Raw genomic sequence first — 16,374 nt, 5'->3', positions numbered from 1 at the left:
GGGCGCTTTTAGAATAAGATCAGTGTGGCCTGAACGCCAGATTAATCTTAGGATGAATGGTTTTTTAAAATGCCGGTTAACCATTTAACGATTCAACCATCAACAATTTAAAAATTTAACAATTAAAATTGCTCCGCCTCTACAAGACGCCCGCCTTGCTTCGCAGACTTTTGCCTGGCTATACCTGGCTGAGGGAGGAGCAGGGCAAGGTGCTATACCTGACCTTCGATGACGGACCCATACCGGAGGTGACGCCCTGGGTGCTGGAGCAACTGGCTAAGTATCAAGCTAAAGCAACTTTCTTTGCAGTGGGCGATAACCTGGTGAAGCATCCAGGTATAGCTAAGCAGATTTTAGGGGAGGGGCACCGGCTGGCGAACCATACGCACAACCACCTGCGGGGCTGGGAAACCCCTCTGGAGTATTACCTTGAAAACGTGCAGCAGTGTCAGCGGGAGCTCGAGCGGCTTAACCCTGATGCAACACAGCCGAAGCTTTTCCGGCCTCCCTACGGCCGTATTACCATGAAACAGGCGGCGGCCCTGCGCCCAGACTATGAACTGGTGATGTGGGATGTGCTCACCAACGATTACGACCGTTCGCTCAGTCCCGAAAAGTGCCTGCGGGAAGCCGTCCGTTGTACCCAAAGCGGCAGCATCATCGTATTCCACGACAGCCTGAAGGCCCAGCGAAACATGCAATATGCCCTGCCCCGTTTTTTAGACCATTTTACCGCACAGGGCTATACCTTCCAGACCCTATGATGGTATCTGTCGCCTACTTCATCCTGTATTTTATAGTATTTGCAACGCTTCTGTTGCTGCTGCTCTTCAACTGCCGACGCTATACGGCAAAAGTTACCAACCTACCTAATGTCAGCATTCTGATCGCGGCCCGTAATGAGGAGCATAACATATTGGCCTGTCTGCAGGCCATTGCCGCGCTCGATTACCCCACCGAGAAGATAGAGGTGCTGATTGGAGACGATGATTCCACCGACCGCACCCGCGCCCTGGTTGAGGCATTCATCCAGGACAAGCCCGGCTATACCTGTCTGTCCATTACCGGTACGCTGGGCCAGGCGAAGGGCAAGGCCAATGTGCTGGCACAGCTGGCCCGCAAAGCAACTTCCGGCATTTTCCTCTTCACCGATGCCGACATAACAGTGCCGCCTACCTGGATCAAGGCTATGCTGGCTGGTTTGGATGAAAAGGTGGGCGTTGTGACGGGGCTGACGACGGTAACGGGCCATCGCCTCTTCGACAAGATGCAGCGCATGGACTGGCTGTTTTCGATCGGCCTGATGCAGGTGTTCAGCGACCTGAACATGCCGGTGACAACGATGGGCAATAACATGCTGCTCACCCGCAAGGCCTACGAAGAGGTGGGAGGTTTCGAGAGCATTCCGTTTTCGATCACAGAAGACATTGCCATCTTCAACCAGATACTGAAGCGGGGCTATGGCTTCCGCAACCTGTACGGCCCCAAGGTGCTCGCCTGGTCCGCGCCAGCCCCTGGCTATGGCGCACTGCTGGAACAACGCAAGCGCTGGATGCGGGGCTCGGTCTTCATGCCAAAGTATATGTTCGCGCTGTTTGTGCTGCACTCGGCCTACTATCCGGTGCTGATCCCCTTCTTTTTCAAGGCCTCACTAGGTATAGCGCTTAGCATTGCGGTCGTCAAGTTGCTGCTCCAAAGCGTGTTCATGCACATCTGCCTGAAACGCCTCCACCGCAGCGCCCCTTGGTGGCATTATATCTTCTTCGAGCTATACCTGCTGGTAACCACTTTCGTCCTGATCCTCTACTTTTTCCTGCCGACCAAAGTGAGATGGAAGGGGAGGAGGTTTTAGAGTAACGTATCACGACACACGTATCACGACTCCTTCAGTGAGTTTTTGGACAAAGGACTGTTTGACAAAGGACAAAAGATTTTTGGGAAAGAGGTTATACCTGTGCTGAAAGTCTTTAATCAAAATGTCTTTTGTCAATCCCCGCAAAGTCGTGCTACGTGATACGTGTGTCGTGATACGTAGAAAAGACTCTTGCAGCCTTTGCAATAAGTTCGGACCTTTGCACCGAGATTTTTTGATCCAATTCAACGCACATGACTTTAATTGATTCGCACGCACATATCTATTCAGAGAAGTTTCAGCAGGACCGTGATGAAGCGGTGGCAAGAGCGCTCGAAGCGGGCGTAGAGAAGATCTACATGCCCAACATCGACCATACCTCCATCGATGTGATGCTGGAAACGGAAGAGAAGCATCCTGGACAGTGCATCGCGATGATGGGCCTGCACCCGACTTCAGTGAACAAGGATTTTGAGCAGGAGCTATACCTGGTGGAGGAATGGCTGGGCAAGCGACAGTTTGCAGCGGTGGGCGAGTGCGGCATCGACCTGTACTGGGACAAGACCTTTCTGACACAGCAGCAGGAGGCCCTGAAAGTGCAGGTAGAACTGGCCAAAAAGCACCAGCTTCCCATCGTGCTCCATACCCGCGATTCTTTTGATGAAACGTATGAGATCATTGCGGCGGCGCAGGATGGCAGTCTGAAAGGTATATTCCATTGCTTTTCGGGCACGGTGGAGCAGGCTGTCAAGGTGAAGGAACTTGGTTTTCTGATGGGAATAGGCGGCGTGGCCACTTTCAAGAACGGCGGTCTGGACATGGTGCTGCCGCATGTTAGTCTGGATGATCTGGCACTGGAAACAGACTGTCCCTACCTGGCACCCGTGCCGCACCGGGGCAAACGCAACGAGCCCGCATACCTCCCCTTGGTGGCGCGCCGCGTGGCCGAACTGATGCAAAAACCGGTGGAAGAAGTAGCCGCCGCCACAACCCGAAATGCCCTTAACCTCTTCAAACGCTAAGCGATGAACGTAGTCAAAACCAACATCGACACTGCCGCACCTGCGCACTCCGACGCCTCCATTCTGATTATTTACACCGGGGGTACGGTGGGTATGGTATATGATGAAAAGCATAGCCTGGTGCCTTTCAACTTCAGCCAGATACTGGAGAAAGTGCCCGAACTGAGCAACTTTAAGTATTTGCTGACCGTGCTGAGCATTGAGCCGGCCATCGATTCCTCTAACGTGTCGCCCGGCGACTGGCTGATGCTGGCTAACCTGATCCGTGAAAACTACGCCGACTACGATGGCTTTGTCGTGCTGCACGGCACCGATACCATGGCCTACAGCGCTTCTGCTCTCAGCTACCTGCTCGAGAACCTGGATAAGCCCGTGATATTTACCGGTGCCCAGGTGCCGATCGGCCGTACCCGCACCGATGCCCGCGCCAACCTGATCTCGGCTTTGCAAATTGCAGCTACCAAGATCAATGGGAAGAGTGTGGTGCCAGAAGTTTGTGTTTACTTTCACAACCTCCTGATCAGGGGCAACCGGGCCAAGAAGGTAGAGAGCCGCCATTTCAACGCCTTTAAGTCAGAGAACTATCCGCTGCTGGCCAAAGCGGGCATCAGCATAGATTTTTATGAAAACGCGATCTTGCCGCATCCGGAAAAACCACTGCACGTGCACCAGCAGTTGGATGACAATGTGGCCATCCTGAAGCTCTTTCCGGGTATAGCGCCGCAGGTGATGCGCAGCGTGCTGGAAACGCCGGGACTACGCGGGATTGTGCTTGAAACTTTCGGCGCAGGCAATGCCCCCACAGCAGGTTGGTTGCTCGAGATGCTGCAGGATGCCCTGTCGAGAGGGATTTATATTCTGAACGTGTCGCAGTGCGACGAGGGAAGAGTGGACCAGGGGCGTTACGAAACCAGCAAGTTTCTGCTCAACATGGGGATCATCGGAGGCGACGACATCACGACAGAGGCGGCCATTACGAAACTGATGTTTGTGCTGGGGCTAGGCCTGCCGGTGACGCAAACCCGTGAGCTGCTTGCCAGTAACCTGCGCGGAGAGATCACCATCTAGCCGGCGCAATATATTTATAAGGTATAGCGGTGTAAAAATTTGCGATAGTGTAAGTTATTGGCGTATATTTGCACCCATAATAGAGAGCTGTCCGAGTGGTCGAAGGAGCACGCCTGGAAAGTGTGTATACCCCAAAAGGGTATCAAGGGTTCGAATCCCTTGCTCTCTGCTGCATAACCCGAAAGAGCCTGTAAGTGAATAACTTGCAGGCTCTTTTGTTTTGGTGCGTTTCAGGTTTTTTCTTTCTTGCTAGGTATAGCGGGTAGTTAAGTAGCAGCTCCTACTCCTGCGACAGACAGCTGTACCTGATCCTTCATCACACTTGTAATTGTCATTTCGTTTTATCTCTTATAGAAAAAAGGTATATTAGTATTGCGCTATGGAAGTGGCGGGGTCGAATGTGATCATATATTAAAAGACAACTTCTGAGCTCACATATAGTGCAGATAGTGGGAGTGGGTACTCCTACTAGCAGGTAGTTGGGCAAAACTTGAATGAATAAAGAAGAAATCATATCCCCAGAAATCCTTAGCCAAATCGACTGGAATAAATCAATTGCTCAGATAATTGCAGAGCAATGTGAAACTACCCCCAACTCTGATTATTTTCTTGCATCAGCGATATACCTTCGTCTGATTCCCAGTTTTGGCTATGTAAAAATTTCTTATGACTTTAATGAATTGGAAAACATACCAGACTTTTCTCACAAACTTTTGGTAGAACAAGTAAATTTCGAAAAAATTGAAAGTTCGTTGAAGCTTAGAATAGACAATTTCAGGATTGAGAGAATTGAGTTATTGGGTAATCGATTGAAATATTCAACTGAAGAATCTGATTCATTCGAGGTAATCCAAAATCTAAATGAAATGTTTTTATCAGGTTCTAATTTTAGCTTATTGATTGTTCCTGAATTCAGCACTGCACAAGTAAGATTTACTTTCGCTAAGGATGGAATTAATAAATATCTTGAAGAAAGTTGGAAAGAAAGCATTTCGGATAGAGCAGTTGCTTTGGAAAGAATAAGAAAAGCTCAGCCCAACAAAAGCTAAAAATCATTAAAACGTTTTTTAGCCCAACCGTTAGGTGCAAGCTATAAAATATGAAAATAGAAGATTACGGTGAGCTCAATGCTTTGCACAGGCTTCTCGGGAAGATTAAGTTTCAGGAAGATTTAGATTTCTACGAATTTCGTGAGTTTGTAGGAAGTCCCTTTATTGCTGAAATCTATAAAAAAGTCCACAAAGAATTCTGGGAGGAATCAATTAATAAAGGTTATATCAAAGCAGGACAGGAGCCTGAATTTAAATTTAAAAGCGCGGCAGGTTTGTCTTTAAGGAAAAGAATAGACGATTTATCAGAGAAAGAAATTGAAACTCTGGTAAAAAATCAGGATGTCGACCAATATTTAGAAATCCTAATCGCGCCATTAAAATCATCTGAAGACGAATTTAAGATGCTTAAAGATTACTTCAACGAAAAAGTAAAGAAAGCCAGCACCTAACAAAGAGTAAAAGCCAGCCTCGGCCGACGGCCTCGCCGCAGTTTACATAAATACGTTGTAAGTAATCCAAAACTAAATGAAAAACCTATGCATCACCTTTTTACTTCTTACTGGGCTATTTATAGGTGTCTCCTACAAAATTAAGGATGACTACTTTATCTTACCTTACCCAAATGCCATTGAGTATGTGTTGGTTTTACTGATACTGCTATTCACAGCAGTAGTAGTAATTTGGAAAAAGCATCGACTAAAGAAATTGTTTCTGGGCCTGGCATCAGCAGCCACTTTGTTAATTGTAGTCAATAGCATGAACTACTTCCTGGAGTGGCATCCCCTCAATCTTTCAATGCCCTTTACAACTTCACAATCTTTTGAAGTCAGCCACGAGCCTTACAAATGGCAAACTGCCACTCCAGCAAGTGCAGGATACAATCAGGAAGACTTAGAGCAATATCTTAGAGAAATTGAAGGCTGGGATAGGCTAAGGGGGCTTGTAGTAATCAAAGATGGCAAGTTAGTGGTAGAGAAATATCAGAAAGGTGCTACCAGGTATAGCGCATTCAACGTGCATTCTGTTACTAAAAGCATCATGTCAGCCCTGACTGGCTTATCAATTCAGAGGGGTTATCTCCAATCCGAAAACGATTATGTAATGCCGTTCTTTCCTGAGTACCAGAAGAGTGAACAGAATCTGCATAAGGAAAAATTAACAGTAGCCCATTTATTGTCCATGCGGGGTGGATTTACAGGTTGGGATGGGCCACATAGTGTTGAGCAAGTGATACTAAAGGAGGAGGTTTCTGAGAATAAACTGGGGCAGGAGTTTAAATACTTCACAGGGTCTCAGATGGTTCTTTCCGCTATGATCACGAAGGCGTCTAAAACAACTACAAAAGAGTTTGCCCAGGAGAATCTGTTCAAACCACTCGGTATCCAATGCGGCTTTTGGCGGAAAGTGGATGGCTACTATGCTGGCGGAGACGAGACTTATTTCACGGCAAGAGACCTCGCTAGGTTCGGAGAGTTATACCTTAATAAAGGGAAAGTTAATGGGGTGCAGCTTTTGGATTCTTCCTGGGTGGATAAGAGCTTCACCAACTATACCAATGAGAGTAAATCATTTAGAACCTTAGACTGCTATGAGGAAGTGGGGTATGGTTACTCGTGGTGGCTTCTAGACTATAACGGTAACCTTAAATACACAGCCAGAGGTAAAGGGGGGCAACACATCTTGATTCTGCCAGAAGAAAATGTTGTAGCTGTTATTTTGCAGGAATGGAATATGCAGAAAGACGTAGTAAAGGAAAATGCATATTTATGTAAGTTGCTCTCTCTTTTGACTAAAGAAAATAAAACGACTGCTTACAACACGGCACATGAGTAAAGCCGCGCCAACGCCTTGTTCTCCTCGCGCACAAAACTATAACCAATCTTAATCATGGTGATACTTCTCGCCCCTCAGGATCGTAAATCCACGGTATAGCTGCTCCACGAAAAACAGGCGAACCATCTGGTGCGAGAACGTCATTTTGGAAAGCGAGATTTTATCGTTTGCCCGCTCGTAGATGGCGGGTGAGAAGCCGTAAGCTCCCCCGATAATGAAGACCAGGTTGGTGGTAACGGAGTTGAGTTTCTTTTGCAGGTAGTGGGCATACTCCGTAGAGGTAAAGGTTTTGCCCTGCTCGTCGAGCAGCACCACGTGGTCGCCATCCTGTATCTTTTGAAGCAGCAGTTTGCCTTCTGCCTCTTTCAGGTTTTCAGCCGTGAATTTGCCGCCCTGCTTCACGTCAGGTATGATCGTAAACTCGAAGGGATGGTAGTGCTTCAGCCGTTTCATATACTTTTGTATACCTTCCTCCAGAAATGCCTCGTCTGTTTTGCCGATCGCAATGAGTTTGATTTTCATGTAGCGCTTTTTCCGCGAATTTCGGTCTTATTACGCTGCGATGCAACCAGTCCTGCCTTGACTCAGGTATAGTAATGCTTTGAGCAGAAAAGGTTTGATCCCCATTTTATCCTACTGCACGCAACTCCCGCTCCAAGGTACATCTGAAAATTTAGCAGGGTGGCATTGTTTAGCCTTATTCTAAATTACTGAATAACAGGGGTTGTATGCAACCTGCAGCGGGTAAAGGCAGGTAAAAAGGAAGAGTAATAACAATGTGAGACTTAAATTATATAGATATGGAAGCGATATGCAACAACTGCAACCACTGGGAACAAGACCAAAACAAAGTGCAACTGCAAAGCAATGAATTTGGTTTGTGTGACGAGCTAACCGGCCAGCACGCCTTGGAGCCGGCTTATGTACTGCCGTTGGTCCACGAAGGACCGGAAGACAAAAAGCCTAGGAGATTTGAGATGATCACAGGCGCACAGTTTGGTTGTAACCACTTCAGTGAGCGCAAAGGTTGGGTATAAGCCCATCGGATAGGTTGAAAAACAAATGCCCTGCAGGAGACTGCAGGGCAAATGCCTAATCTAAACACAAACAACCAACACTAGTATTATCAATTCAATATTATTCTATTCTAAACTAAACTATTCTAAACTATTCTATCTATTCTATTCCCAAGGTGTAGCGTCCTTGGTGGCTGATATTAGTAGCGTAGGTAGGGCACGTTACTCATTCCGGAGGAGAGCGAGTCAAGTATACCTACAAAATACTCGCCTATAAACAGACCGGTTCCTTTCTTCACCGCATCCGTCCCTAAAGTCGAATTGATCACCTCCCCATCAATCGTTGAGTACTCAAGCGAGTCTTCGCCTTGGGTAACGGGCTTTACTGATTTTAAGTAGTTGCGGCTGCCAACGTGCTGTGTTGGATTGGCCGCTGTGTTTTCGTAGGTTTTCATATGTCAGGCTGTGGTTTGGTTTAGATTGATACAATGTTACAGCTAAGCCATCTCCTAACACAGGAAAGATATTTGCAGGAAGTAACTTGTATTATATAGTGCCTGTATATGAAATAATTATATTGTTCAGGCGATTGGTTGACTTTGATCGCTTATAAAGCTCCTTGGGTGGTGGGTTTTTGACGAAAGATGCTAAAAGGTAACAAGGAGCAATCACTTTTTATTTTGAAGAGTGCGCAGTACATAGTAGCTGAATGTTTGTAAGGCCAGCACGGTCAGCGAGAGTACGGCACCAGGTATAGCGACGAGCCACCAAGCGGCTGTATTGGTGCGAATACCTGCTATCATCCTTCCCCAGCTAACCAGGTCGGTGCTCACGCCAATGTTCAGGAAAGAAAGCGTGGACTCCAGCATCAGCAAACCGGCCAGGCCAAAAGAAAAAGCAACCAGCACCGGTCTCAGCAGGTGCGGTAGTGCATGGCGAACCAAGAGGCGCTTTTGTGTATACCCCAGGCTGGTCGCAGCCTCGAAAAAGGGTAGCTCCCTGATGCGCAGCATCTCCGCCCTGGCCAGGCGCGCCGTTCCCGTCCAGAAGGTAAGCACCAGCAAAACAGACAAAGCCAGCAACGTAGGTGGTACGATGGCCGCCAACACCAATATCAGCACAAGCCTCGGAATACTGGTCTGCACTTCAATCAGCCTTAGCAGCAGTTCGTCAGTCGGGAAAGGAGACTTTTTCTTAAGGTATGGAAGTCGTTTGAAAAGCGGTGTCAGGGCGAGTACCAGTAGCAAACTGAATAAGACAGCAGCTATACCTGTCAGGAGGAAATCAGCGTAGTCAGCGCCCTGACTGAAGAGTAAAGTCGGAAGGTAGATACCGTAATAAGCGAAAGTTAACAATCCGATGAGCAAAGCCGCCAGCAGTGCCCGGCTCAGGTATAGGCGGCGGTTGCCATAAAGCCCTGCCATGGCGCCGAGCGTCAGGCCGATCAGGCTGGCGAGTGCCATAACAGGCAAACTGATGGTAAAGGCTGTACGGGCGCCATACAGTATATTGGACAGCACATCGCGTCCCAAACCATCCGTTCCAAGCCAGTGCCGGGACTTGTCCGTCTCAGTTTCCCACCCAAAAGGCGCCTGGTAGATCTGTTCCAGGTCCAGTTCGTTTGGGCCATAGGCAAGCGGCAGCCAGGGCAGCGCCAGCGCAACTGCAGCCAGCAACACAAGGTATAGCAAGGCCAGTCGAAAAGCCGGAGCCGTTTGCCACAATGCATGCGCTATGTGCCAAAGGTTCTTCATGCTGCGTGCGAGCGTATGCGTGGATCGGCTAGGGCGTACAGCAAGTCAGCGATCAGGTGCGACAGCAATCTGAATACGGCCACTATCACCACGATGCCCATTATGACGGGGTAGTCACGCGCCAGCACCGCGTCAATGAGCAAGCGGCCCACGCCAGGTATAGCAAAAATAGTTTCGATGATGACGGCCCCTGCTACCATGGCAGGCAGAAAATCTGACAACAGGGTGATAACGGGAAGCAGGGCGTTGCGCAGCATGTGCCGGCGAATGACGCGATGCTCTGAAAGGCCTTTTGCACGGGCCGTACGGATGTAGTCCTGACCCGCCACCGCCGCCAGTGCCTGGTAGAACTGATTGGTGAGGTAAGGTAAATTGGCCAGCACCAGGCAGATCATCGGGAGCGCCATAAACTGCAGCCATTGACTGAGCTGCGCTACCCAACTCTGATCGAAGGAGCTGTAATAACCCATGCCGTATACCGGGAAGAGCTGCAAAAAAGCCGGATTTGCCAACAACACTAGCAATAGCATAGCCAGTACAAACAGCGGAACACTGTCGAGCAGGAATAGCGCGGGAAGAAACGTGCTGCGCCAGATACGGCCTGAGCGGCGCACCATCAGGATGGCCAGTTCCATGGCCAGCAAAGTGGCAAACAGCATACTCACCAGCAGCAGCCACCAGGTGTTTCCGATCGCTTCTCCCAGCACTGTGGCCACCGGGCGCCCATCCCGTAACGAAGTGCCCAGACTACCCTGGAGCAAGCCGGATAGCCAATGGTGGTATTGATTTTGAGCGCCATGCCACTGCACCGATGGCAAAAGATAGGTATAGCCCCGAGAACCTGCCAATAGACGTTCACTGCTTTCTAGCATCTGGCGCTGCGAGTGCCTGGACGAGGGCAGTTGCGAAGCTATAGCTGTCGTAGCCTGCTGAAGTCCGGCAGCGTCCTCATGACTATAGATCCTAAAGAGATGCTCCTGCACCTGTTGGCGCTCCGACTCAGAGAGGCTTGCTTCTAACGTCTTCAGGCTTCGGAAAAACAGGGCAGCTGCTTCCGGATCGCCATACTGCCAGGAAAGTTTTTGGAGGAAGGCACGGTCACGCTCCGGGAAGACCCGGTGCAGGGTGTCGGGAAAGGCGGCGGATGTAATACTGAAATAAAAGAGCGGCAGGTCCTGCCCGGTGGTCTTTAAAAACTGCCGGTAGCTGTGGTCGCGCGAGGCGGCATCGCTGCGACTGTAGTAGCCGGCTTCCTGCTGTGCCAGGTGGGCGCTCCCAAATGCGCCGGGCATTAGCTTGCTCAGCAAAAAAATGGCAGATGCAATAAACCAAAGTGTAGGGATAGCCAGGAGTAGCCGCCTGAATACAAAATTGGCCATGGCACGGTTAAGGCTTTAGCATAAACGAACTCAGGTCGTAGTAAGGGCGCACGCCCGACACCTTGGTATTTGTGAACCTGCTGTGTATGGCAATTCGCTCTTTTCTGAAATAGAGCGGCAGAAAGGCGGCTTCCTCCTGTATGATCTCCTGTAACCGGTGCAGAAGCCGGGCCTTGTTCGCTTCGCTTTCGGCTTCGTTGATCTGGTTCAGGAGTTGGTCGCTTTCAGGGGTACCAAAGCCGGTGGTGTTAAGCCCGCCCGGTCCGGCAAAGCTTGTGTGAAACAACGGCTTGAAATTGAAAACAAACGGATTGCCCGATATGCCTCTGAAGTGCATGTCGTAGTCCCGTTGGTCTATCCTTTGGCTATAAACGTTTCCCTCTAGCGGCAGCAAGGTAACAGGTATACCGGCTTTGCCAGCGTGTTGCTGGAAGATCAGGGCCATTTGCTCATACGCCGTATTGCCTGCCCTGTAGAGCAATTCAATACGCAGGTCCTCGCGCTGGCCATTGATGTTCCGGTACCAGCCGTTCCGCTCCTGTATCCAGCCGGCGGCTTTCAGCAGGGTAGTGGCCTGTACGGGGTCGTAAGGGCGGGGCTGCAGTTGCGGGTGGTACAGGTCTTTCCGGTCAGGAGGTATGGGGCCTACTGTCGGTGTTGCGAACGATTGCTGGCTCACCCGGATCATACCCGGCACGTCGAGCAGGTGGGAGATGGCCTGGCGGGTGCGCTTGTCGCGGAAAGCCGGTTTGCGCGAATTGATGGCAGCGTAAATCAGATCATAGCCCTGTGGCGTATGGAGGTCGTAGTTTTTCAGGAAGTTTTCATCCCGCTGGAGCTGATCGAATTCATTAACCGGAATGTTGTCCAGCACATCAAGCTGTGCGTTTTTAAGGGCCAGGAGTGCAGTGGTATTGTCAGGTATAATCTGAAAATTGATCTGCTCTGGGTTGGCAGTGAGGTAACTGTCAGCGCTTCCCGCGTTTTTTCCCCACCAGTTCTCCTTTTGTTTCAGCACGATGTACTGCCCTGTAGCCCACTCGGCTAGTTGGTAGCCGGCGCTTCCCTGCGAGATATCCTTGCTTTCAGGGGAACCCAGCCTGTTGCAGCGTTCCGCCACAGCTCTTATACGTTCTGTGTTATATTGAGTGCTGTCAGCCGAGGATAAGGCGGACAAAGGGATAGCATTGAATGCCTGTTGCGGATCCAGGAGGTAGGAGGGCAGGATAAAGAAGTCGCCGGTTAGCAGTTGCATTTCAGGCGTATAGCCCTGGCAAACCAGTGTAAATCTGCCGGGGTCAGATGGATCGAGTTGTATATCCTGTATAAACTCCAACTGTGAGCGGAGGTTCTCATTTCGGATGAAAGGAGACTTGAGCACCTTCAGGGTGAAGGCCACGTCTTGTGCAGTAACGGGGCTCCCATTGGGCCACTCGGCTTGAGGGCGAAGCTGGTAATGGAAAAAAGTAAGCGAGTCCTTGCGCTCCACTTCCGGAAAAGCGGAGGCAAGGCCTGGCTTCAATGTGTTATCTTCAAGATCTACAGTCAGCAGGCTTTGGTAAAGCAGATTAATTACCTGCAAAGCTTCCAGCGAGGTATAGCCAATGGGACTAAGGCTCCCTGGGTCTATAGCCATACGCAGGCGTACCTCATCAGGCTGCCGAACCGGCTGACCGCAAAAATTTAGTAGTAGTGCAAGTAAGAAAAATAGAAATGCTTGAGTTCTCCGCATTATGTATCGTGCCCTTTGACCAAAATAAGGCAATGGCAATATAGAGAAAATGAGGCAGATCTCAAGAACAACCCAAAGGTCTATTTCTCAATATTAACCCATGTGCCTGAACCACCCATGGAGTTCATGGTCTCAGGGGTAGTGGTAGTGGTAGTCGTTGTTGTTGTAGTAGTAGTGCTCTTATCCTGCTCTTTAATAGTTTCAGTAGGAGTGCCAAGCAGAACATTCAGAACGATAGTGATGATGATAGTTGCCATGATTTCTAGGGTTAAATCGGTTTATAGTGTAACAAAGATTCACACAGAAAAAGTGGAAAGAAAAGAAAGTATTTATATAAAGGTAACTATCAATATGGCAATATATAATATAAATAAATCAATAAATAATATAAATCAATGGCTTTTAAGATTAATATTCATATATTACTATCTAATAAATTTCCAAAAGGTAACATTAGTATGTTACTTTAGGACTGAAATTGTGAGAAAATGGCAGTATTTAGTGCTTCTTTAACGTGTTTCAGGGGTAATAGATTTCTAATATATAGAATTTTAGTTGATCTTTTGCATGAAGGAAATTAAAAAATTGATAGAGATTGTTCTTTCCTGTAGTCAGGCAGAAACTGGGCTGCTTGATGTGCCCAAGCAAAGTATAAAGGAAAAGAAGTTTATACAGGGAATAGAGCTTGGGCACTACACATCTGATGAGCAGGCGGCAAAAGATCTTTATAACACTAACCCCAACGATGTAAGGTATAAGATGCTAAAGCATCGGGTTAAAAAGAAGCTTTTTAACGAGCTAAATTACGTAAACCCGCAAAAAGTCACAGCCAACCACGTACGCCAAAAGGAGATTCAGTGTAATAGTCTCATCTACCAGGCAAATATTGTGCGTGCACGCTATGAGTTTGACCTGGTGATCAATCTGGCAACTAAAGCATTGATGATAGCGCAAGAGTTTGACTTTACTGATTTGAAAGTTTCTGCCTTGGAGTTACTGAGCCTGAGTTACTCTGAGCAGGGTTTTATAAAGAAGTTTACTGCAGCCCAGGAAGAACTTAAAGCCGCGATGAGGCATTTTGTTATGGAGCGGGAAGCAGTGTCTATGTTTCAGCATGCAACTGTTCAGCTGCGTAAGTCAACTAAGACCAGAAAGGAGTTTCTACCTCAACTACCTGGAATTATTGAGAAACTGGAAAAACTATGGAAGGGTTCCGGCACGTTTAGCTCCTATTACGCCTACTACAGAACCTATATCTGGTACCATGAACTTGAGGGCAATTTCAAAGAAATCATTGCAATAACGGTAGATGCTCTTAGGCTGGTTGATCATAACAAAATCAATGTGCAACGTTTCGATCTGACCTATAACAATTTCATCATGGTGTACGCTCACTTAAGGGCGAAGGACTATACAGACGGATTGGCATATGCAGAAAAGAATTTACTTCTCTATAATCCGACTTCAGTAAACTGGTTCTCCTATATGGAGAACTACTTTCTGCTGGCTGTACACGCACAGCATTATGAGCTTGGAGATATATTGCAGCGGAAGATATTCGATAATTCATCGTTCCACATCATCCCCACAATTGCCAAAGAACGCTGGATACTGTACCGTTCGTATTTCAGGCTGGTATACTCGCAGGCAACTGTCCCGGAAGGGGAAGCCAACAACCCATACCTGCTTTCGCTGCCTGAGTACAGCAAGGACAAACTGGGTTTCAACGTAGCCATTCTCACGCTGCAGTTTATTTATTTGCTTGAGAAGGGCGAAACCGAGGCGCTGCTATACCGCATCGAAAGCATTAAGAAATATGTCTCTACGCACTTGAAAGATGCCTTTAGTTTGCGAAGTAAGCTCTTTTTAAAACTGCTGGTGCTCACCGTAACGGAAGACTACGATGCGGAGGCTTGCCGGACGAAAGGCGAATCACTTTATAAGAAGTTATTGGACACGCCCGCTCCCGGAGATGCCTATGCTGAAATCGAGATCGTGCCGTACGAGCATTTGTGGGATCTGATTCTGCAGATTCTGGCAAAAGAAGAAGCAAGTACGAAGGCACGCACACGCTGAGTAAATATTTTGCTATATTTCAGCTATGCAAAAAAATAACCCTACCATTACCAGAGCCTGGTGCGTGTATGATTGGGCCAACTCGGTGTACTCGCTCGTCATTATCTCCACGATCTTTCCAATCTATTACAGCGCGGTTTCCAAGCACCCCGTAACAGGCACTACCCTGGTCGACTTCTTCGGGTTGGAGCTTCAAAGCTCTGTGCTTTTCTCTTATGCGGTATCGGGCTCTTTTTTGCTGATCGTGCTCATGAACCCCTTTTTGACGGCCATAGCCGACTACAGCGGGCGCAAGAAGCTCTTTATGCAGCTGTTCTGTTACGTGGGTTCTATCTCTTGTGCCAGTCTGTTCTTCTTTACAAGGGAGACGTTTTCGATCTCGGTTGTTTTGTTCATGCTGGCGTCCATTGGCTTTACCGGTAGCATTGTGTTCTACAACTCATACCTGCCCGAAATCGCCACCGAAGATCAGTATGACCGCCTGAGTGCCCGCGGATTTGCGATGGGCTATGTAGGCAGCGTGCTGTTGCTTCTCTTCAATCTGGCCATGATCCTGAAGCCCGAATGGTTTGGCATTGCCGCAGACAACACCAGCTTGGCACCCCGCGTCGCTTTCCTGACTACCGGACTTTGGTGGTTTGGCTTTGCGCAGTATACCTTCTACCACTTGCCAGCCAATGTCTATCAGAAAAATCCGCAGGGCAGTTGGGTACTGAATGGGGTGAAGGAGCTCAAAAAAGTGCTGAACCAGGTGAAAGAACTGCGCCTGCTGAAGCGCTACCTGTTGGCTTATTTCTTCTTTAACATGGGGGTGCAGACCGTGATGTATGTGGCCACTATTTTCGGGATAGAGGAACTGAAGCTGCCAAGCGACAACCTGATCATCACTATCCTGATCATTCAGTTGGTAGCCATTGCGGGTGCCTACGGCTTTGCTGCTCTTTCAGCTAGGTATGGCAACATCAGGGCTTTGATCATCGCCGTGATCATCTGGATCTGCATCTGCATCGCGGCTTATTTCATAACCACTGCCTATGAGTTTTATGTACTGGCAGCTGTGGTGGGTTCGGTCATGGGAGGTATACAGTCACTTTCCCGCTCTACTTACTCCAAATTGATTCCGGCCACTACCAAAGACCATGCATCCTATTTCAGTTTTTACGACATCACGGAAAAGGTCTCTATCATGCTCGGTACGCTGGCCTATGGCGCCATTGCTCAGGTAACCGGTTCTATGCGCTACAGCATACTCGCGCTGATCGTTTTCTTCGCCCTCGGCCTGATCTTCCTGTCGCTGATCAAAGGCAAGAAATCGCTGGAACCGCAGAGTGAAGCCGAGGCAGTAGCAAGCTAGGTATAGCGAAGGTATACAAAACAGAAACGGCAGCCCAATATGGCTGCCGTTTCTGTTTGTCTGAATCAGGATTTACAGGATTTTAAGATTTTCAGGATTTCCGCATAGAGAATTTAAATCGAATCCTTTTATTATAAATTCCGAATCCTGTTAATCCTTTAATCCTGTAAATCCTGATTCAGACTATTGATTCAGACTATTCTGTTGCATGATTAGGACAGGTCGCGACCTGTCCC

Annotated in this window: 16 protein-coding genes and 1 tRNA gene; 12 read left to right on the top strand and 5 right to left on the bottom strand. The window is 48.4% G+C overall.

Annotation, left to right across the window (positions count from 1 at the left end; translation table 11 throughout):
• The first annotated feature begins 128 nt into the window (after positions 1 to 128).
• From IEV97_RS01900 to IEV97_RS01865, 8 genes are all read left to right on the top strand, one after another.
• A complete protein-coding gene (locus IEV97_RS01900) occupies positions 129 to 764 on the top strand; it encodes a polysaccharide deacetylase family protein (protein WP_188499810.1) in 636 nt (211 codons plus the stop codon).
• A complete protein-coding gene (locus IEV97_RS01895; protein ID WP_188499809.1) occupies positions 761 to 1,852 on the top strand; it encodes a glycosyltransferase in 1,092 nt (363 codons plus the stop codon). The genes IEV97_RS01900 and IEV97_RS01895 overlap by 4 nt, the downstream gene beginning before the upstream one ends.
• A 254-nt stretch (positions 1,853 to 2,106) precedes the next feature.
• Complete coding sequence (locus IEV97_RS01890; protein ID WP_188499808.1) at positions 2,107 to 2,874, top strand: TatD family hydrolase; 768 nt, start codon at positions 2,107 to 2,109, stop codon at positions 2,872 to 2,874.
• A gap of 3 nt (positions 2,875 to 2,877) precedes the next feature.
• On the top strand, positions 2,878 to 3,942 hold the full coding sequence (locus tag IEV97_RS01885) for an asparaginase (RefSeq protein ID WP_188499807.1): 1,065 nt from the start codon (positions 2,878 to 2,880) through the stop codon (positions 3,940 to 3,942).
• Between the two features lie 81 nt (positions 3,943 to 4,023).
• Positions 4,024 to 4,111: transfer RNA gene (locus tag IEV97_RS01880), tRNA-Ser, on the top strand.
• Between the two features lie 325 nt (positions 4,112 to 4,436).
• Positions 4,437 to 4,991 carry a hypothetical protein gene (locus IEV97_RS01875; protein ID WP_188499806.1) on the top strand — a complete coding sequence of 185 codons (555 nt, stop codon included), beginning with the start codon at positions 4,437 to 4,439 and terminating at the stop codon, positions 4,989 to 4,991.
• A gap of 50 nt (positions 4,992 to 5,041) precedes the next feature.
• A complete protein-coding gene (locus IEV97_RS01870) occupies positions 5,042 to 5,443 on the top strand; it encodes a hypothetical protein (RefSeq protein WP_188499805.1) in 402 nt (133 codons plus the stop codon).
• A gap of 76 nt (positions 5,444 to 5,519) precedes the next feature.
• A complete protein-coding gene (locus IEV97_RS01865; RefSeq protein ID WP_188499804.1) occupies positions 5,520 to 6,827 on the top strand; it encodes a serine hydrolase domain-containing protein in 1,308 nt (435 codons plus the stop codon).
• Positions 6,828 to 6,875: 48 nt separating this feature from the next.
• Here IEV97_RS01865 and rlmH read toward each other — a convergent pair whose 3' ends face one another.
• Positions 6,876 to 7,349 (bottom strand): 23S rRNA (pseudouridine(1915)-N(3))-methyltransferase RlmH, encoded by a 474-nt coding sequence (gene rlmH / locus IEV97_RS01860; protein WP_188499803.1) that lies wholly within the window; start codon positions 7,347 to 7,349, stop codon positions 6,876 to 6,878.
• Positions 7,350 to 7,627: 278 nt separating this feature from the next.
• Here rlmH and IEV97_RS01855 point away from each other — a divergent pair, with 278 nt between their 5' ends.
• Positions 7,628 to 7,864 carry a hypothetical protein gene (locus tag IEV97_RS01855; RefSeq protein ID WP_188499802.1) on the top strand — a complete coding sequence of 79 codons (237 nt, stop codon included), beginning with the start codon at positions 7,628 to 7,630 and terminating at the stop codon, positions 7,862 to 7,864.
• A 179-nt stretch (positions 7,865 to 8,043) separates the two neighbouring features.
• On the opposite strand, the gene IEV97_RS01850 is transcribed toward IEV97_RS01855, so the two are convergent.
• The 4 genes from IEV97_RS01850 to IEV97_RS01835 form a co-directional block, all read right to left on the bottom strand.
• The gene (locus tag IEV97_RS01850; RefSeq protein WP_188499801.1) at positions 8,044 to 8,298 is read right to left on the bottom strand and encodes a hypothetical protein; all 255 of its coding nucleotides are present in this window, start codon (positions 8,296 to 8,298) and stop codon (positions 8,044 to 8,046) included.
• A 213-nt stretch (positions 8,299 to 8,511) separates the two neighbouring features.
• A complete protein-coding gene (locus IEV97_RS01845; RefSeq protein ID WP_188499800.1) occupies positions 8,512 to 9,597 on the bottom strand; it encodes an ABC transporter permease in 1,086 nt (361 codons plus the stop codon).
• Positions 9,594 to 10,976 carry an ABC transporter permease gene (locus tag IEV97_RS01840; protein ID WP_188499799.1) on the bottom strand — a complete coding sequence of 461 codons (1,383 nt, stop codon included), beginning with the start codon at positions 10,974 to 10,976 and terminating at the stop codon, positions 9,594 to 9,596. Before IEV97_RS01840 ends, IEV97_RS01845 begins: the two co-directional genes overlap by 4 nt.
• Positions 10,977 to 10,983: 7 nt before the next feature.
• Positions 10,984 to 12,612: an ABC transporter substrate-binding protein gene (locus IEV97_RS01835; RefSeq protein ID WP_188499798.1), complete on the bottom strand. Its 1,629-nt coding sequence runs from the start codon at positions 12,610 to 12,612 to the stop codon at positions 10,984 to 10,986.
• 111 nt (positions 12,613 to 12,723) lie between these two features.
• Between IEV97_RS01835 and IEV97_RS01830 the strand changes: the two genes are divergently transcribed.
• The 3 genes from IEV97_RS01830 to IEV97_RS01820 are packed head-to-tail and all read left to right on the top strand — an operon-like array spanning position 12,724 to position 16,138.
• On the top strand, positions 12,724 to 13,221 hold the full coding sequence (locus IEV97_RS01830) for a hypothetical protein (protein WP_188499797.1): 498 nt from the start codon (positions 12,724 to 12,726) through the stop codon (positions 13,219 to 13,221).
• A gap of 54 nt (positions 13,222 to 13,275) precedes the next feature.
• Positions 13,276 to 14,784, top strand: coding sequence for a hypothetical protein (locus IEV97_RS01825; RefSeq protein WP_188499796.1), 1,509 nt, complete (start codon positions 13,276 to 13,278; stop codon positions 14,782 to 14,784).
• Positions 14,785 to 14,809: 25 nt separating this feature from the next.
• Positions 14,810 to 16,138 (top strand): MFS transporter, encoded by a 1,329-nt coding sequence (locus IEV97_RS01820; RefSeq protein WP_188499795.1) that lies wholly within the window; start codon positions 14,810 to 14,812, stop codon positions 16,136 to 16,138.
• Positions 16,139 to 16,374 lie beyond the last annotated feature (236 nt).

Origin of the sequence: Pontibacter amylolyticus (assembly GCF_014638845.1) — a bacterium.
GTDB lineage: Bacteria > Bacteroidota > Bacteroidia > Cytophagales > Hymenobacteraceae > Pontibacter > Pontibacter amylolyticus.
Note: the sequence above shows the minus strand (reverse complement) of the source record. Positions and strands in the feature narration are given on the sequence as shown.